Below are 17,368 nucleotides of genomic sequence, written 5' to 3' on the forward strand. Positions count from 1 at the left end.
TACGCTGCGGTTCACTCGGTTGCCCATTCGTCAACCTTGCTGAACCCGGCCGACGTGGCCCCGGTCGTCAGTGATGAGTGGACGAATGAAGGATGCCCCCGTGAGCGACATTCGTATTGGTATTTCCGGTTGGCGCTATGGCCCATGGCGCAAGGACTTCTACCCCGCGGGATTGCGCCAGGATGACGAGCTGGCGTTCGCCTCGCGAGCGGTCAACAGCATCGAGATCAATGGCTCGTTCTACGCGCTGCAGACCCCCGAACGCTACTGCCAGTGGCGCGACCAGACGCCAGACGACTTCGTGTTTTCGGTCAAGGCGCCGCGCTATATCACCCATGTGCGCAGGCTCAAGGAAATCGATGAAGCACTGGCCAACTTCTTTGCCTCAGGCCCGCTGTTGCTGGGCGACAAGCTTGGGCCCTTCCTTTGGCAGTTTCCCCCGACACTGAAATTCGACGCCCAGCGCTTCAGTGACTTCCTCGACAAGCTGCCCAAAGACCGCAAGGCCGCCCGGGCCTGCGCCAAACAGGCAGACGAACGCCTGCAAGGCAATGCAGGCACCGCCATTGGCGGCAATGCGCGTCTGCGCCATGCCGTGGAAATCCGCCATCCGAGTTTCCTCTGCGACAGCTTCATTGGCTTGTTGCGCAAGCACAAGGTGGCGCTGGTGGTCGCCGACAGTGCCGGCAAGTGGCCCTACGTCGAGGATGTGACCGCCGATTTCATCTACATGCGCCTGCATGGCGATGTCGAGCTCTATAGCAGCGGCTACACCGCCAGGGCGCTGCGCCGTTGGCGAATGCGCATCCAGGCGTGGGCCCAGGGCGGCCAGCCTGAGGATGCCGAGCTGGTGGTGCCCCGCGCCCCGACCAAGCGCACCGCGCGTGACGTGTACTGCTATTTCGACAACGACCAGAAGGTGCACGCCCCTTACGACGCACGTCGCCTGCTGGGCAAGCTCGGCCTGGACGGCGAGCTGGTCACTGAACCTGGCGTCGAGCCGCACGTGCAGCTGTAAACACACTCTGACGCAAAAGGAGAATCACCATGCCCCGTGGAGACAAAGACAAGTACACCGACAAGCAGAAACGCAAGGCCGAACACATCGAGGAAGGCTACGAGGCCAAGGGTGTGTCCAAGGACGAAGCCGAGGCGCGGGCCTGGGCGACCGTCAACAAGCAATCGGGCGGCGGCGAACGCAAGGGCGGCTCGGGGCAGAAGAAAAGCCCGGCGGCCAAGGCCAAGGCGCGCGAATCGTCGGCGCGCCGGGCCGTGGCCACCAAACACGGCGTGCCCCGGCCCGGACAGCAGCTGGAAGAGATGACCAAGCAAGCGCTGATGGATCGGGCGCGCCAACAAGGAATTGCCGGTCGCTCGACCATGCGCAAGGGTGAACTGATCGAGGCATTGCGCAAGGCAGCGTAGGCATTTTTCGAGGTGAATACCTGCCTGGTGCAACGGCTGGTGCCGCCCCGGCCGTCGCCGATCGGATCGCCGGGGATATCGCCGACCTCAAGCTGAACCTGGTGGACGGCACGGTACTTGAGCTGGTCAGCATTGAAAGCGCAGTGACTTAGCGCGAATGCTGTGGGTGCCGGCTTGCCGGCGAAGGGCCGGAACGCAATCCATGTGGGAGCGGGCTTGTCCCGCGAAACAGGCAGCGCAGAGTATGGCACCGGCTCCGCCGGTGTTCGCGGGACAAGCCCGCTCCCACAGCAATCGCGACAACTTTTAGAAATTGAGCAAGACAGTTGCTCGCACAGGGAAAACCAGCGCTTTCAAAGCCGCATCCGGACCTGAGAGGACAGGCCTCGTGGCAGCAGGTCTTACCGCCAACACCGGCCATCGTCAGCATTGAACCCTGCCGCTTGCGGCCCACTCCATGGCAGGTAAGCCGCGATCTTGTTACCCACGATGAGGTGCCACCATGAATGCCATCGAGCTGCTGATGCAGGACCACAAGCGGGTCAAGAAACTGCTTGAGGAACTGTCCACCACCACCGAGCGGGCCGTGAAGAAACGTGCCGAACTGCTGCAGCGCATCGAGCACGAACTGCAGATCCATACCGCGCTGGAGGAAGACATTCTCTACCCGGCCATCAAACAGGCCGGGGGCAAGGAAGAAGCGAAGATGTACTACGAGGCCAAGGAAGAACATCGCACCGTCGATTCGCGGGTACTGCCCGACCTGCTGCACACCGAAACCGGCACCGTGGCCTTTGCGGGTCGGGTGAAGGTCATGAAAGAGCTGCTCGAACACCACATCGAAGAGGAAGAAAGCGAGCTGTTCCCGACGGCGAAGAAGTTGCTGGGCAAGGATGTGCTGGAGCAGCTGGGCCAAGCCATGCAAGCACAGAGGAGAATGTTCAAAGGGACGCCGCACGCTGCTTGACGGTTACCTGCGCGCCCTCTGCGGCGCGCGGCTCACCATTAAAGGCACATTGCCACCCCGTCATTCACCTGTCATCTGCCTGTCGTATTTTTCGCCCACTACCCAGGGTCGGGAATACCAGCCGTGATACGCCGTTCGCTCTCGTCTACAGGCCTTCTGCGCCTGTTGATCCTGATGCTCTGCGCCGCCACCTTGACGTTTCTCTGGGGGCTGCACTTCTCCCAGAAGGCCGCCTCGCGCCAGGATGCCTTGTCGGCCAAGGCCGCCGCGCACCTGAACCTGGCCAGCCTTGTCGCCGAGAGCCTGGGCCAGTTGGTCGATCGGGCCCAGGCGGTGGGTCGCGTGACCCAGGATGAGCTGAAGGGGCTGCGCCAGGACAACCACAGCCTGGCCCGTCTGCTCGCCGAGGACCCGGTGTTCAAGCGCATGAGCCTGTATGATCGGCAGGGTCGGCTACGCTCGGCAAGCCATGGCGACGAAACCACGGAACTGCCGGCAGACTGGCTCCAGCAATTGCGCCTGCACGTCGCCCGCTACGGTTTCAAACCCTTCCTGCCCCGCATCACGCCCGACAGCAACCCTGGCGCGCTGCCGAACTGGCGCCTACCCTTCCTGCTGCCCTTGACCGACCTGCAAGGCCGCGAGATCGATCATATTCTCGTGGTGCAGTTGGACATCGGTTACCTGGCCGTACTGTTCCAGCACATCGACTTGGGCGATAGCGGGCTGATGCGCCTGCTGCAGGACAACGGCGAGGAACGCCTGCGCATCGACAGCCATGGCGTGGTGGTGGCGGACGACAGCTTCGAACCAGGCCTGCAGGGCTCCGACAGCGCATCCGGGCTTTTCACCCAGTATGCTGCAGGCAACCCTTACCAAAGCGTCTACCGGCGTGTCGCCGAGCGCGGTTACAGCGTGGTCGTCAGCCAGCGTCACGACGAGATCCTTGCGCCGTCCGCGCTGGCCTACACGCGCCAGTACTGGCTGAACCTGAGCATGACCCTGATGATTCTCGCCAGCCTGGCCTGGACCCTGCGCCTGCTGCGCAAGCGCCAGGAAGCCTTCAGCGCCCTGGAGCATGCGCAGCAGATCAACCAGCAGTTGATCGGGCGCCTGGAAGACGAACATCGGCGCAGCAGCCAGGCCGCCGCCACCGACCACCTCAGCGGCCTGCACAACCGCCGCCAGTTCGTCGAGGTCGCAGGCCAGGCCCTGACCCGGCAACGCGGCAAGCGCCAGTTGATGGCGATTCTGTTCATCGACATGGACCGCTTCAAGTCGATCAACGACTCACTGGGGCACAAGGTCGGCGATCTGCTGTTGCAAGCCGTGGCCGGGCGCATCCAGCGCCTGCTGGAGCCGGGTGACGAAGCCTCGCGCTTTGGCGGCGACGAATTCGTCGTGCTGCTGGCCGGCGAGCGCAGCGAAGAACAGATCAACACCTGGGTGCGCAACCTGGTGCAGAAGCTGTCGGCCACTTATGCCCTTGATGGCCAGGAGGTCAACACCAGCCCCAGCGTCGGTGTCAGCATCTGCCCCCGGGACGGCCAGGAAATCGATAGCCTGATCCGTTTCGCCGATGCCGCCATGTATTCCGCCAAGCAGGCAGGCCGCGCCCAGTACCGCTTTTTCGACCCTTCGTTGAACGTTACCGATATCCAGGCCTTCACCCTGGAACAAGCCTTTGGCAGCGCGCTGGCCGGGCGCCAGTTCGTGCTCCACTACCAACCGCAGATACGCCTCGACACCCAGCGCGTGCTGGGCTACGAAGCGTTGGTGCGCTGGGACCATCCCGAATTCGGGCTACTGTACCCGGACCGTTTCATCGACCTGGCCGAGCGCAGCGGGTTCATCATCGAGCTGGGTTGGGAAGTATTGCGCCTGGCCTGCGAAGAGCTGGCCCGTTGGAACGCCCAGGGCCGTGAGAGCCGCCTGGCGGTGAATGTGTCGGCACTGCAACTGCGCCAAGGCGATTTCAGTAGCCGCTTGCTGGCCAAGCTGCAGCGCCATGGCATCGCCGCGCAGCGGTTGGAGCTGGAGATCACCGAAACCACCATCCTCGATCCGGAGGGTACCGCCGTCGAACACCTGCAGCGCCTGCGCGCGGCCGGCCTGGGTATCAGCCTGGACGACTTTGGCCGAGGCTACGCCGGTTTCGCCCACCTGCAGTCGCTGCCCCTGAGCAAGCTGAAGATCGACCGTGCACTGATCGCCCCCCTTTCCAACAGCTACGACGACAGCCCGATCGTCTCTTCGACCATCATCCTGGCCAAGCGCCTGGGCCTGGAGGTCGTGGCCGAAGGGGTCGAGACCCGCGAGCAGGTGGTGTGCCTGAAGCTGGCCGGCTGCGACATTGCCCAGGGCTACCACTTCAGCCGGCCGTTGTCGCCCGTGCAGTTGCGTGAGTACCCGCCTTTCAATGGTATCGAGGAAAAGTCATGCATGGTGTGAGGGCCCTATCGCCGGCGAGCCGGCGATAGGGCCAGGACAGACAAGCGAATAACCTTTATCGTGTCAGCCACCATCACCATCCCACCGACCATGACCGACATCGAGCGCTACGTCCGCGCCGCGACCCGCGACAACACCCGGCGCAGCTACCAGGCCGCCATCGAGCATTTCGAGGCGCATTGGGGTGGCTTTCTGCCGGCCACCGCCGAGAGCATTGCCCGCTACCTGGCCGACCACGCCCAACAGCACACGGTCAGCACCCTGCGCCAACGCCTCGCAGCGCTCAGCCAATGGCACATCAGCCAGGGCTTTCCCGACCCGACCAAAGCGCCGCTGGTGCGCCAGGTACTGCGCGGCATCCGCACCCTGCACCCGACCCCGCCCAGGCAGGCCGCCCCCCTGCTGTTGCAACACTTGCAGACTGCCGTCGCGTGTTTCGAAGAAGAAGCCCGTCAGGCCCGTGAGCGCCACGATCTGCCCACCCTGCGCCGCGCCCGCCGCGATACGGCGCTGCTGCTGTTGGGCTTCTGGCGAGGCTTTCGCGGTGACGAACTGGCGCGCTTGCGCATCGAGCATATCCAGGCCGAAGCCGGTGTCGGCATCACCCTGTTCCTGCCACGCAGCAAGGGTGACCGCGAAGCGCTGGGCGTGCAGCACCGCACGCCGGCGCTCAAGGCGTTGTGCCCGGTCACGGCCTACCTGCAGTGGATCGAGGTGGCCGGGATTGCCCACGGCCCGGTGTTCCGCAAGCTCGACCGTTGGGGCAACCTTGGCGAGGCAGCACTCAACAGCAACAGCCTGGTCGGCCTGCTGCGGCGCATGCTAGAGCGGGCTGGGGTGCCTGCTGCGCTGTACACGGGCCACTCCCTGCGCCGCGGCTTTGCCACCTGGGCCTCGGCCAACGGCTGGGAGTTGAAATCATTGATGAGTTACGTTGGCTGGAAAGACGCCAAGTCGGCGCTGCGCTACATCGACTCGGCGCAACGTTTCGGTGAGTTGGCCGTGCTGCCGCCCAGCCAGGGCCAAAGCCTCATTCCTTGAACGCGAAGCGCGCGAGGCCGCCCACTTCCGGGCGAATCGCATAGAGGTCGCCGGCATCGGGGTAATGGCGCAGTTCCGCAGGCGACATACCGAAACGCGCGGTGGTGATGTACAGCGTATCCATGGCCGCGCCACCAAAGCAGCAACTGGTCGGGCGAGGCACGGGCATCACCACCTGGTCGGTCAGGTGCCCGTGACGGTCATAACGCAACAGGCAACTGCCATTGAACTGGCAAACCCACAGCCCGCCTTCGCGGTCCAGCGCGATGCCATCGGGGCGTCCCAGTTCTGCCGGCGTCTCGGCGAACAGCGTGACATGCTCCAGGCGGCCTTCCTCCAGGTACTCCGCGCGATAGATCGAGCGGCTGACCGAATCGACGAAGAACAGCGTTTGCCCGTCCTGCGACCAGGCCAGACCATTGGGTAACGCCAGGTCATCGTGGATCACTTCGTCGTGCAGCTCGCCATCGAAACGGAACAACGCGCCGGTCTTGCCGCTTGGCCCTTCATCCATCAAGCCCGTGACGAATCGCCCCTGCGGATCGCACGCACCATCGTTGAAGCGGTAGCTGGAGCGGTGGTGCACCGATGCGGAGTACTGCCGCACCTTGCCCCGCGCAACGTCGAGGATCGCCACGCTGGCGTCTTCGGTGAAGATCAGGTTGCCCTGGTCGGTCAATGCCAGCGCACCGATCCGCGCGGCCGATTCGTACAGCACCGTCACCTCGCCATCGGGCAGCATCTGATGGATGCGCCCGCCGGTGAGGTCGACGAAGTACAAGGCACCGCTACGGGGATCCCAGACCGGGCTTTCGCCCAGGTCGGTGCGGGTGTTGGCGACCTTGAACGGCAGGTAATGGCATTCCTTGATGCTGCTCCAGCGCTCGGCCACTTCAGCCAGGCTCGAGGCCTCGACCCGCGCCAGGTCACGCGGGTAGCTGACGCCGCTGTTCTCGCTGAAGCGCGTGGCAGTGAACTGGCCGTTGCTGGCGCGCAGGATGTAACCGGTGTCGCGGCACAATGCGCTGGCCAGGTAGAGCACGCCCGGCGTGACCCACTCGGGCTTGAGCTCTTCCGGCGGCAGCGTCACGCCCCACATGCGGGTCTTGGCCACCGGCGAGATGGCGTTGACCAGGATGCCGTGCGCCAGGCCCTCCATGCTCAGGGCGTTCATGATGCCGACCTGGGCCATCTTGCCCGCCGAATAGGCTACCAGCCCAGGCTGCGAGTAGCGCTGGTACATGGCGCGGTCCGAGGTCGTGAGCACAATGCGCGGGGCTGCGGAATGCTTCAGGTGCTTCCAGGCATGCTTGGCCAGCCACACCGGGGCATGCACGCTGATGCCCAGGGCACGATCGAGAAAGGCTTGCTCCTGGGTCTCGATGCCCTGGTAGTCGACCCAGCCGGCGTTGTGAATGAGGATGTCCAACGCGCCGAACTGGGCGATGGCCATTTCCACCAGTTGCCGGCATTCGTCTTCGTTTTCCAGCTGGCCGACATGGGCGACCACATCGAAACCCTTGTCCTTCAGGGCTTGCAAGGCGACGCTGACCGCCGAAGGGTCCTGCCCCTCGCCAGACCGGTCGGTCCCCAGGTCACTGATGACCACACGGGCGCCGCGCGCGGCCAGCGCCGCCGCATAGTCCAGGCCAAGGCCTTGGGCAGCACCGGTGACGATGGCCACTTTGTTCATGAAGGGGTCTGTGCTGGGCATTCTAAAGCTCTTCGAATTCTCCTTTTTACGATAACAATAAAAAAATCAATGACTTAATATTAAAAGCATGCAACTTTGATATCTCACGGATATCACCCAGCACCCCCGCCCCTATATCATGGCCGTCTTGCACGGCTGGGCGCTGGAGAACGCTAGACAGGCCCCCGCTCGACTCGATGAAGGAACGTAGAATGATCGAGACACGTTTGCTCAGGCAGTTCATTGCCGTGGCCGAGGAACTGCACTTTCACAAAGCAGCCATTCGCCTGCACATGGCGCAACCGCCCCTGAGCCAGGCGATCAACCGACTCGAAGAGAAGCTGGGCTTCAGCCTGTTCCTGCGCAACAAGCGTGGGGTCAAGCTCACCGCGGCCGGCACGGCGTTCCTGGAAACCGCCTACCGCACGCTCAAGGAGCTGGAACAGGGCATCGAATACGCGCGCAACGTTTCCGAAGGCATCTGCGGCAAGCTGACCATCACCGCCATCTCCATTGCCTATTACGAGTCGTTGCTCACCACCCTGAAGCGATTCCGCGAAATCTACCCGAACGTGCGGTTGACCATCCGCGAGATGCCCTCGGCCTCACAGGCCAAGGCCCTGATGGCCGGCGAGGCGGACATCGGTTTCATGCGCAAGCTGCCGATGCCCCCCGAGACCATCGAATCGCGCCTGCTGCTCAACGAGCAGATCGTCATGGCCCTGCCCGCCAACCACGCCAAGGCGCAGCATGCGCTGGTCGACCTGCGCGACTTCGCCGAGGAGGACTTCGTGTTCACCCCGCAGGCGCTGGGCAGCGGTTACCACAGCCAGTTGATCGCCCTGTGCGAATCGGCCGGTTTCTACCCCAAGATTGTCCAGGAGGCGGCGCAGATCCACACCCTGATCGGTCTGGTGGCCTGTGGCTTTGGCGTTGCCCTGGTGCCGGAATCGATTGCCTACTCCACGTTGCGCGACCGCGTGCAGTTCCGCCCGATCCGGCCGATCAAGGACCAACCCACGCCGACCATGGGCCTGTACATGAACTGGAACATCCAGAACGCCTCCCCTGCCCTGGGCAGCTTCATCTCCATGCTTGACCTGGGGGCGCCACGGCGCTTCACCGACACCATCCAGAACCCGGTGATTCTGGATGGCAGCGCGCTGCCCGAACTACACCGCTAGCCGGTACTCGCGCAGCCAGGTATCCAGTGCCAGCGCCGTCTCCAGGTTGTTGCGCCGCAACTGCGAGTTGAAGTACCCCTCGGGCTGGCGCAGTTCGGCCGCCAGGCGCGCCCGGTCTATGACCTGGAACGCCGGGCTGCCCGCCTCCCCCAGCAATTGCCGCACCCGTGCACGCAAGAACCGCTCGTAGGCCAGGTTGGCCGAGGTCGGGTACGGGCTCTTGCGCCGCTGCAGCACCGCCGGCGGCACGATGTCGGCACAGGCCTGCTTGAGCAGCCACTTTTCCTCCCCCTCCTTTCCCTTGATCGCCCAGGGCACGTTGTACACGTACTCCACCAGTTCATGGTCGGTGAACGGCACTCGCACTTCGAGGCTGGCGGCCATGCTCAGGCGGTCCTTGCGGTCGAGCAGGATCGGCAGCCAGCGCTGCACGTGCATATGGCCGATCGCGCGCATGCGCCGCTCCTGCGCGCTGTCGCCTGGCAGGTGCTCGACGCTGTCCAGCGCCTGGTGGTAGCAGGTGTCCTGATACTGGGCGAAGTCGCACAGGCGGTTGAAGTCCGGGTTGATCAACGCTGGCTGCAGCAGCTGCATGCGCGACAGCCAAGGGAAGCGCGGCGCCGCCAGTGCCTCGGGGTCGCGGAACCAGGCGTAGCCGCCGAACACTTCGTCCGCCGCCTCGCCGGAAATGGCCACCGTGGAATGCGCGCGGATGGCCTTGAACAGCAGGTACAGCGAGGTGTCGACGTCGCCGAACGTGGCCGCCGAGTCGTTGGCCCGGTAAACCGCCCGGCGCGCGGCATCGTCCACCAGTTCGCGGTTATCGATGAGGATGGTCTGGTGCTGGCTGCCAATGTACTCGGCAGCCGCCAACGCATAGGGCTGGTCGCGCTCGGGGCGAAACGCATCGCTCTGGAACTGCTCCGCTTGGCCCACGAAGTCCACCGAGAACGAATTGACCTTGCCGCCCTGCGCCGCGCCCAGGCGCTGCTGCGCTAGGGCGGTCAGGGCGGTGGAGTCCAGCCCGCCAGAGAGCAACGAACACACCGGCACATCCGCGTACAACTGCTCGCCCAAGGCCTTGCTCAGCAGTTCGCGGGTGCGCTGCACGGTCGTCGCCAGGTCGTCCTGATGCTCACGCCGCTGCAGTTGCCAGTAGCGGCTGAGCTTCGGCTGGCCATTGGGGCGCCAGGACAGCCGATGCCCCGGCGGCAGTTCGTCGACCCCACGCAGTGCCGAGCGCACGGTGCCGCGCGACAGGCTCAGGGCATCCACCAGGCCGACCACATCCAGCGCACGAGTGAATTCCGGGTGGGCCAGGATCGCCTTGATTTCCGAGCCGAACAGCAGCCCCTGCTGGTGCCGGGCGTAGTACAGCGGCTTGACGCCCAGGCGGTCACGTACCAGCAGGAAGTGGCCGTCGCGCCCGTCGAACACGGCGAAGGCAAACATCCCGGTCAGGTGCTCGCAGCAGTGCTCGCCCCACTCCAGGTAGGCGTGCAGCACCACTTCGGTGTCGCTGCGGGTGTGGAACTGATGGCCTGCCTTGCCCAGGCGCTCACGCAGTTCGTGGTGGTTGTAGACCTCGCCGGTATAGACCAGGGCGATTTCCTCGCCGCTGGAACAGCGGTAGGTCATCGGCTGCACGCCGCCGCTGAGGTCGATGATCGCCAGCCGCCGGTGGCCCAGCAGGGCATTGCGGTGCTGCCAGCTGCCACTGGCGTCCGGCCCGCGCAGGGCCAGGGTGTCGGTCATGGCGCCAATGGCCTGGCCGGCCTGGGTCAGATCGCGGGTGTAGTCCACCCAGCCTGTGATTCCACACATGCTCTGTTCCTTACGCCTGAAGTCGACGGGTTGGCAGCAGGCCGGTCACGGCCTGCAGGCGTTTGGCGATGTCCAGCAGCTGCCGCTCGCTGTCGCGTCGGCCCATGATCTGCACGGCCAGCGGCGCCTTGCCGTCGGCGCTCAGGCAAATCGGCACGGTGATCGCCGGCAGGCCGCTGAAGCTGGCCAGCGGGGTGAAGCTGATCTTCTGCTCATAGCCGGGCTCGGCCGGCGATGGGATGGTCGAGTCGCCGGGCTGGGGGTTGCGCCGATCGAACGGGCGGTTGGGGTCCATCGGGAACACCACGAAGTCCACCTGGGCTTCGTCGAACCAGGCATCGATGCCAGCGCGGATGCTGTCCATGCGCTGATGGATACGCCGGTAGTCACCGTCACTGACGCCCTCGCCCACCTTGAGCGCGCTGAGCGTTGACCAGTGCAGCTCGCAATCGAATCGGCGCGCCCAGGCCGCCGAGGCCAGCCAGGCATCGCGCGCGCACAGCTGCCAGGCGTCGCCACGGCAGGCCCATAGTTCTGGCATAGCGACTTCACTGGGGGCCATGCCCAGGTCGCCCAGCGCGCTGCGGGCCTGGCCGAGCATCTCGAGCATCGCCGGGCTGGTCAGTGCTGGGTCCAGCGCCTGTTCCAGCACGGCCACGCGGTAGCGGTCCTTGAGCGGCTGTTGCTGGCCGAGCAGCGGCTCCAGGCCCAGCCACGGGAACAGCAGGTCAAGGTCATCGGCGCTGCGGGTCACCCAGCCCAGGGCGTCCATGCGCGGCGACAGCGGGAACACCCCGTCCAGGCTCGCAGCCTTCTGGGTCATGCGCAGGCCGACCATGCCGCAGTGCGACGCCGGCCAGCGCACCGAGCCAAGCACATCGGTGCCCAGGGAGATATCGCACAGGCCGGCAGCCACCGACACCGCGGAACCTGTGCTGGAGCCCGACGGATCGATGGTCGGGAAATGCGGGTTGCGGCAGCCTGCACCAAACGCGATGTTCAGTTCGGTGGTGGCGACCTTGCAGGTCAAGGCGATGCGCGGGTCGAGGAAGGTCAGTGCCTCGGCGCTGCGCTGGGGGTAGTGCCTGTAGCTGCGCAGCCCCAGCCGGGTCGGCAGGCCCGCGACATCCACCGTGTCCTTGACCCCCAGGCGATACCACGGTGCTTCGGCCACGCGAGTGCTGGTCAGGCAGCGGTAGTGACTGTCGGCGTGTACGGACCAGTGTGCGTACTGGGCTGCCCACTCGGCCGCCAGGGCCGGGGTACGCTGCAGCAATTCGTGCCGCTTGCGCAGGCTGAGTCCGAGGTATTCGGGTTGCTCGCGGCCGGTTCGGGGATCAGTGCCGCAGGTGGCGAGGTAGTCGGCGATGGTGGCTTGGGTATCAGCGTGGCTCATGGGTGTATTCCTTGACAGAGGTAGAGGCCGCCCACGGCTGAGGTTTGCCGGTGGCGGATAAAGGCAGGTGGTTGACGCGGCGTACCGCGACCGGACGTGGATGGCCGGGGGGTAGATGCGCGAAGGCATCCAGCACCGCTCGATCGCTCAACGTGGCCGAACTGAACAGCACCTCGAAGGCTTCGCCGCGCAAGGCATCGCGCACGGCCACGCACGCCAGCGTCGGGCAATCGAGGTGCTGGCCGAGCTCACTGGCCAGCCGTGCCAGGTCCAGGCGCAGGCCGTTGACCTTGATCAGGCTGCTGGCCCGGCCCAGCCACTGGAAGCGGCGCTCGTCCAGTACCCGTACCTGGTCATCACAGCGGTGCGTGTCTGGCGCGCTCACCTGACCGTATTCCCGCGCGATCCGCGGGCTGGCGACTTCAAGGGCGCCGACTTGCCCAGGCGGGCTGAGCAAGCGGACATCGTCCAGCAGTGTCCAGGCTTGCTCGGCGGTGCTGCAAGCATCCAGCTCGCGGTAGGCCATGGCACCGGTCTCCGTGGCGCCCAACAACTCGACGAAGCGCACCTGCGGCCCGGCATGCCGCTGCACGGTGGCCAATGCCCCTGGCGGCAGCAGCGAAGCGCTGTGCACCACCAGCACCGAGCGCCGTGGCGCAAGCCGGGCCAGCAATGCCGGTAAAAGGTGCCAGGTGCTGGCGATGGCGAGGATCACGCAGGTGCCTTCACCGTCGAGCGCCGGCAGCCGCTGCTGCTCCAGCGAACAGCGTTGCAGCCGCGCGTTCAAGACGCGCGCACCGACTTCGCCGAGGATCTTCCCGTAGCTGTGGCGGGTCGGCGCAAAGGCCAGGATCTCCCGCGCCTCGGGCGCCCAGCGGCCGAGAATCAAGGCCGCCTCGCGCTCCATCTGCGCCAGGCTGCGCAGCCATTGGCGCGGCACGCCAGTGGAACCGGAGGTAGTGAACAGATGCTCGGCGTTCACTCGGCACCTTCCAGGGTCAGTTGATCTTCGCGTTTCTGCGCCACGAACTGCGCCATCTTTTCCAGGGTTTCGAACCAGAAGCGCACGTCATCGCTGAGGTAGTCGACCTCGATGTCGAATGCCCCTTCGATGGCGGTGATCACTTCGACGGCCATGAGGCTGTCGAAGCGCTCGCCGAGAAAGTCGCGGAAGCTGTCGCGCGGGCCGATGGCGTCGATCTCTTCGCCGAGCAACTGGCCGAGGGCCTGGTGGATACGCTGTGCAATGCTGAGGTCGTTCACGCGTCGGTGTTTCCTTGCGGATGGGCCGCGTTGATCAATGGCGCGCCGGCACTGACGAACACGTGCTCGGGCAGGATCGGGTCGAAGTGCAGGTAGATGAAGGCGTTCGGGTAGTGGCTGCGCAGGCACGCATGCAGCCCCTCGGCCAGTGCCTGGTGGGCCAGCCGGTCGCGCGCCGCCGACAGGGTGATGCGCACATGGAACTGCGCCGGTGCCCCCTCACGGTCGGCAATGGGCATCGGCATGCCGGCGCGGAAGACGCAGTCCTGGGGCAAGGGGTTGAAGAACACCATGCAGTGGGCGGTCTCGGCGCCCAGGTCCTTGAGCTGGCGGGTAAACGCCAGGGCCAGGCGCTTGCGCTGCAGCGGTTGCAGCGGCGCGCAGGAAACATTGAGGGTGGGCATGGCGGTTCCTTACGAAAGCTGCAGGTTGGGCAGGCGCTGACGCTGGCCGTGGGCAAAAGCTTCGAGCAGGCGGCCTAGGCAGCTGGACAGCGCATCGACCCCTTGCAGGAACAACGGCGACCAGGCATGCCCGGCTGCGCTGCGCACTTTGTCGAGGAAGAAACGCAGGTGCGGCAGGTCCACCGGCAGGCATAAGTCGGCAGCCAGTGCCACGGCCTGGTAAGTGCTGAGCAGGTCGGGGATGCGCTGGCCGTGGTTGGCGTAACCGCCCTGGCGCACTTTGTGCGCGGCCAGTAGCTCCGCTGCTGCCTGGGTCACGTCGTGGCCGATATAGGCGAGGCAACCCAGCGCCTGCAGCCCGGCGCGCAGAGAAGTCTCGCCACGCGGGAACGCTGCATAACCCTGCACTTGCCTGCAGCTGGCCACGTAGGTTTCGATTGCCGCGAGGTCTACACCGCTGTCGTCACCCAGCTGACGCAAGATCGACACCGCCGAAGCCGTGGACACCATGTCCGATCCGCGGCCCTCCCAGAAGCCGAAGCCACCGTCGGGATTCTGCAGCGAGGCCAGCCAGTGACCGATCGCCTGGCGCGGCTCGGTCTGCTCGGTGAACGCACCGGCAGCCAGGCCCCAATTGGTGCAACGCACTTCGGCACCGCGACCGGGCATGTACATGATCCCCGGCTCGTTGGGCATCTGGCAGCCTTCGATCCAGCGCAGGGCAGCTTCACTTTGTGCCGCCGACAGGCTGCCACCCAGCACGGCAGCCGCCGTAGTGAGGACATCGGCGGCCGTGTCTGCCTGGCGATAGGTGAAGCCGCCCTGGGGCATCGCCAAGGTAGCGATGAACGTCGCCACGTCATCGGCCAGGTGCGCAACCGGCTCGCCCAGCGCCTTGAGCGAACCCACCGCGCAGAAGGCAGCCCAGACATCCTCGCCGTCGTAACCGGCCCAGCGCACGAAGGCACCGCTCGGGCCGCGCAAGCCCTCGACCCACGCGACGCAGCGCTGGCGGCCCAACGGTTGCGTCTGCAATGCCGCGAGGCTGGCCGTAGCGCGATAGGTCGCCCACAGGCACGGCACCTCTGCGGCTTCGCTGAAACGAAAGCCGCCACAGTCCATCTGCTGCGCCTGCAGCCAGCCGATCAGTTGCGGCAGGTCCCATTGCGGCGCTGGCAGCCCTTGACGTGCCAGGGCCCGCGCTGCCATCAACCCGTAGAAGCAGGCGCGGGTGTCGGCCAGGTTGCGCCGGGCGAAATCGGCCGACCAGCTCAGGCCGCCGTTGGCGCATTGCAGGCCTTCCAGCCAGCAGTACAAGGGTGCGGTGTCCAGCACCTGGCCCTGGCACACCTCGATCAAGGTGCGCAGCGCATAGTGGCTGGCCCAGACGTCGGCCGTCTGGCCGGGGGACATGGCATACGCATCGCCATCGAAGAGTGTATGGAGCCAGGCAGCGGTCTGGTCGCTGCGGTCGACCGCAATACCCAGGTCCTTGAGCGTTTCGGTGCAGTAGAACGTTGCCCAGGCGTCGGACGGCATGCCCTTGCTCCAGGCAAAACCACCGTCGCGGTTGCGCCGAGACTGGATGTAAACCTGCAATGCCGGAGCGTCGACCTGCTCAAGCCTTTCGGTCCATGCCAAGGTCCGTATCGCTGCATAGGTGCACCACAAATCAGGCTGGCCGTTGACCATGCCCTGCCCTGGCGGAAAGCGCGGTGGCGTCATTGCTGGCCCCCGACAAAACGCAAGTTGGTCTTCTTCCAGCTCTTTTGCGAAGCGCCGCTCTTGTTCAGCGCGGAGAGGTTGTTGACGAACAGCACACGGCTCCAGCGCAGGCCCATGTGTAGCTCGGAACGTTCGATCAGTCGGGCTTGCAGCTGTGGTTCCTGGCTGCTGTCCCAGCTCACGTCACGTTCTAGAATCAGCGCCGCGCTGTCGCTGCGGCGATCGACTTCGATGACATAGCCGGTGGCATCACAGGTGCCGTACACCACCTCCTCGACCGCACGGATCTCCAGACCGACACCGCCCACCACGATGCTGTCGCTGTCACGCCCGTTGATCAGCACGGTCGGGCTCGCCCTGCCGGGCGCCCATGGCGCGGTGATGGTCACGCTGTCACCGGTGTCCAGGCGCAGCAGCGGGCGCGCATAGAGGTTGAGTGGCGTGACGACCAGCCGGCCGGTCAGGCCTTGCGCCGGGGTGACCAATCGGCCGTCGGGCAGCAGCAGTTCGAAATAGTGGGTCGCGGTGGTCAGGCGCATCTGCTGATCATCGCCCAACGCCGCCAGGGTGCCGGTTTCGGTACTGCCGTAGCTGGCATCGAACACCTCGCACTGCCACCAACGGGCCAGGCGCTCACGGAACGGCTGGGTGTTGACCTCGCCGAGCAACATGATCGAGTGCACCGACTCGGCGAACGACTGCAACAGCTCGCGCTGTTTCAGGTAGCGGGTCAGCTGCACCAGCACACCGGGGGCGATGAACATCACACTGGGCCGATAGGTCGCGAAGGTGCTGCACACCCGCTCCCAGTCAGTGATACCCGTGGTGAACGGGTACAGCCGTACATGGGACACATCCAGGTATTCGCAGACATTGGCGATCAGGTCACCCACCGGAACGATATCCGAGGGCATCAGGTTGGCCACCCGCGCGCCAGGGCGCAGCACCGATCGCCAGTGGCTGGCGACGCTGACCGCGTTCCAGATGATGTCCTCTTTGAGCCGCGGTGTCGGCGTTGGCTCGCCAGTGGTGCCGGTGGTGGCGTAGTACTTGGCGGCCTCGCCAAGTTGCACCGTGCAGAAGTTCAAGGGTTGGGCCTTGAGCAAGGCCTTGGGTGTCGGCGGCAATTGTTCGAATGCCGCGAAACTGTAGTCGCCGATAGGTCCGTAGTGGGCGCTTTGTTGTGCACGCGCCCAGACTTCCTGCAACTTGCGTTGATAAAACTCGGTGTCGGGAACATGCCCCACTTGCTGCTCAAGCTCGCGCTGCGCAGCCTTGAGCACGCCGTAATCCTGGTCGGTGTGAACTAACATCGACTCGCCCTCTGGTAAAAGTGGCGCTGAGGATTGGCGAGCGGAGGGCGCAAGTAAAATATTAATTTGCGGGTGGCGGTGATAGTTGCAAAGTATTAATCAGTAGTTTTGAGCGTTTATTCTGATTGATAAACAGGAAAAACCTACTCAAGGTTGTCGATTTGCTCCCTGTTTACGGCCAGATATCAGACAAAGACATTTATTGTATTTCCGGAGCAGTACCCGATCTGTGCACTCTGTCCGTCACCTGTCCTCCGGCAGGTTCAGCAAAGACACGCTCAGAAGAGATACCCCATGCTGCCCCGCTGCCGCTGCGCCATCCAGGCAACCTGCACACTTGATTAATGACGCAGTTGCCCTGCCCTGCAGCAGCCAAGCCACATTCCAGCGATGTGAAAATCTGGATGGTGTAAGCCTTCCGCCGCAATCCGGTGAGCGCTGGATCGTACTGGCAGAGGGAGCAGGCCCCAGGTTGGTAGCTTGCAGGTCCCGCTTCGCAGCATTGCCCTTGACTCCAACCAACAACAGAAGCCTTGCGCCCGTGCCATTGTTTGTTGGCGAAGCAGTTGGTTCCGCAGGCGACGGGGGGCCTTCAAGATTCGATATTGCGCACTCAATCTGAAAACGGCGCAGGTTTGCGAAACGGCTAGCTGCGTGGCCGAGCCTTGGGCGTGTATGTGCC

Annotated in this window: 14 protein-coding genes and 1 pseudogene; 6 read left to right on the forward strand and 9 right to left on the reverse strand. The window is 64.8% G+C overall.

The genetic code is table 11. The features are described 5' to 3' along the window. Positions 1 to 100: 100 nt before the first annotated feature. The 5 genes from ACIPZG_RS06830 (at position 101) to ACIPZG_RS06850 (ending at position 5,884) form a co-directional block, all read left to right on the forward strand. Positions 101 to 1,018: a DUF72 domain-containing protein gene (locus ACIPZG_RS06830; protein WP_400711429.1), complete on the forward strand. Its 918-nt coding sequence runs from the start codon at positions 101 to 103 to the stop codon at positions 1,016 to 1,018. Between the two features lie 29 nt (positions 1,019 to 1,047). Continuing rightward, positions 1,048 to 1,425: a Rho termination factor N-terminal domain-containing protein gene (locus tag ACIPZG_RS06835; protein ID WP_400711432.1), complete on the forward strand. Its 378-nt coding sequence runs from the start codon at positions 1,048 to 1,050 to the stop codon at positions 1,423 to 1,425. Positions 1,426 to 1,927: 502 nt separating this feature from the next. Continuing rightward, positions 1,928 to 2,392: a hemerythrin domain-containing protein gene (locus ACIPZG_RS06840; protein WP_400711435.1), complete on the forward strand. Its 465-nt coding sequence runs from the start codon at positions 1,928 to 1,930 to the stop codon at positions 2,390 to 2,392. A gap of 123 nt (positions 2,393 to 2,515) precedes the next feature. Then, positions 2,516 to 4,843 (forward strand): putative bifunctional diguanylate cyclase/phosphodiesterase, encoded by a 2,328-nt coding sequence (locus ACIPZG_RS06845; RefSeq protein WP_400711438.1) that lies wholly within the window; start codon positions 2,516 to 2,518, stop codon positions 4,841 to 4,843. Positions 4,844 to 4,903: 60 nt separating this feature from the next. Then, positions 4,904 to 5,884 (forward strand): site-specific integrase, encoded by a 981-nt coding sequence (locus ACIPZG_RS06850; protein ID WP_400711441.1) that lies wholly within the window; start codon positions 4,904 to 4,906, stop codon positions 5,882 to 5,884. Here ACIPZG_RS06850 and ACIPZG_RS06855 read toward each other — a convergent pair. Then, positions 5,874 to 6,983 (reverse strand): SMP-30/gluconolactonase/LRE family protein, encoded by a 1,110-nt coding sequence (locus ACIPZG_RS06855; RefSeq protein ID WP_400712201.1) that lies wholly within the window; start codon positions 6,981 to 6,983, stop codon positions 5,874 to 5,876. The genes ACIPZG_RS06850 and ACIPZG_RS06855 overlap by 11 nt on opposite strands. Positions 6,984 to 6,992: 9 nt before the next feature. Then, positions 6,993 to 7,598: pseudogene (locus ACIPZG_RS06860) on the reverse strand (SDR family NAD(P)-dependent oxidoreductase); the annotation flags it as partial. Positions 7,599 to 7,789: 191 nt separating this feature from the next. Between ACIPZG_RS06860 and ACIPZG_RS06865 the strand changes: the two are divergent. Beyond that, on the forward strand, positions 7,790 to 8,761 hold the full coding sequence (locus ACIPZG_RS06865; protein WP_400711444.1) for a LysR family transcriptional regulator: 972 nt from the start codon (positions 7,790 to 7,792) through the stop codon (positions 8,759 to 8,761). Here the strand turns inward: ACIPZG_RS06865 and asnB are convergent. From asnB to ACIPZG_RS06900, 7 genes are read right to left on the reverse strand one after another with little or no spacing between them, the layout of a single operon-like run. Beyond that, on the reverse strand, positions 8,750 to 10,585 hold the full coding sequence (gene asnB, locus ACIPZG_RS06870; protein ID WP_400711447.1) for an asparagine synthase (glutamine-hydrolyzing): 1,836 nt from the start codon (positions 10,583 to 10,585) through the stop codon (positions 8,750 to 8,752). The two genes, ACIPZG_RS06865 and asnB, sit on opposite strands and share 12 nt — an antisense overlap. A 10-nt stretch (positions 10,586 to 10,595) precedes the next feature. Further along, entirely contained in the window at positions 10,596 to 11,981 is a 1,386-nt protein-coding gene (locus tag ACIPZG_RS06875; RefSeq protein ID WP_400711450.1) for an amidase, read from the reverse strand. Beyond that, entirely contained in the window at positions 11,968 to 12,963 is a 996-nt protein-coding gene (locus ACIPZG_RS06880) for an acyl-CoA synthetase (protein WP_400711453.1), read from the reverse strand. Before ACIPZG_RS06880 ends, ACIPZG_RS06875 begins: the two co-directional genes overlap by 14 nt. After that, positions 12,960 to 13,244, reverse strand: coding sequence for an acyl carrier protein (locus ACIPZG_RS06885; protein ID WP_400711456.1), 285 nt, complete (start codon positions 13,242 to 13,244; stop codon positions 12,960 to 12,962). Before ACIPZG_RS06885 ends, ACIPZG_RS06880 begins: the two co-directional genes overlap by 4 nt. Beyond that, entirely contained in the window at positions 13,241 to 13,648 is a 408-nt protein-coding gene (locus ACIPZG_RS06890; RefSeq protein ID WP_400711459.1) for a hypothetical protein, read from the reverse strand. Before ACIPZG_RS06890 ends, ACIPZG_RS06885 begins: the two co-directional genes overlap by 4 nt. 9 nt (positions 13,649 to 13,657) lie before the next feature. After that, positions 13,658 to 15,373 (reverse strand): prenyltransferase/squalene oxidase repeat-containing protein, encoded by a 1,716-nt coding sequence (locus ACIPZG_RS06895; RefSeq protein WP_400711462.1) that lies wholly within the window; start codon positions 15,371 to 15,373, stop codon positions 13,658 to 13,660. Beyond that, positions 15,370 to 16,686, reverse strand: a complete 1,317-nt coding sequence (locus ACIPZG_RS06900; RefSeq protein WP_400711464.1) for a phenylacetate--CoA ligase family protein — start codon at positions 16,684 to 16,686, stop codon at positions 15,370 to 15,372. Before ACIPZG_RS06900 ends, ACIPZG_RS06895 begins: the two co-directional genes overlap by 4 nt. Positions 16,687 to 17,368: the final 682 nt, after the last annotated feature.

The organism is Pseudomonas sp. NPDC089395 (assembly GCF_044749525.1).
In the GTDB taxonomy this organism is placed as follows: Bacteria; Pseudomonadota; Gammaproteobacteria; order Pseudomonadales; family Pseudomonadaceae; genus Aquipseudomonas.

Excerpts from the sequence above, each read along its gene's own strand:
- ACIPZG_RS06865 (WP_400711444.1), top strand. The coding sequence starts at position 7,790 with ATGATCGAGACACGTTTGCTCAGGCAGTTCATTGCCGTGGCCGAGGAA.
- asnB (WP_400711447.1), bottom strand. The coding sequence starts at position 10,585 with ATGTGTGGAATCACAGGCTGGGTGGACTACACCCGCGATCTGACCCAG.
- ACIPZG_RS06855 (WP_400712201.1), bottom strand. The coding sequence starts at position 6,983 with ATGTGGGGCGTGACGCTGCCGCCGGAAGAGCTCAAGCCCGAGTGGGTC.
- ACIPZG_RS06895 (WP_400711462.1), bottom strand. The coding sequence starts at position 15,373 with ATGACGCCACCGCGCTTTCCGCCAGGGCAGGGCATGGTCAACGGCCAG.
- ACIPZG_RS06840 (WP_400711435.1), top strand. The coding sequence starts at position 1,928 with ATGAATGCCATCGAGCTGCTGATGCAGGACCACAAGCGGGTCAAGAAA.
- ACIPZG_RS06875 (WP_400711450.1), bottom strand. The coding sequence starts at position 11,981 with ATGAGCCACGCTGATACCCAAGCCACCATCGCCGACTACCTCGCCACC.
- ACIPZG_RS06900 (WP_400711464.1), bottom strand. The coding sequence starts at position 16,686 with ATGTTAGTTCACACCGACCAGGATTACGGCGTGCTCAAGGCTGCGCAG.
- ACIPZG_RS06890 (WP_400711459.1), bottom strand. The coding sequence starts at position 13,648 with ATGCCCACCCTCAATGTTTCCTGCGCGCCGCTGCAACCGCTGCAGCGC.
- ACIPZG_RS06835 (WP_400711432.1), top strand. The coding sequence starts at position 1,048 with ATGCCCCGTGGAGACAAAGACAAGTACACCGACAAGCAGAAACGCAAG.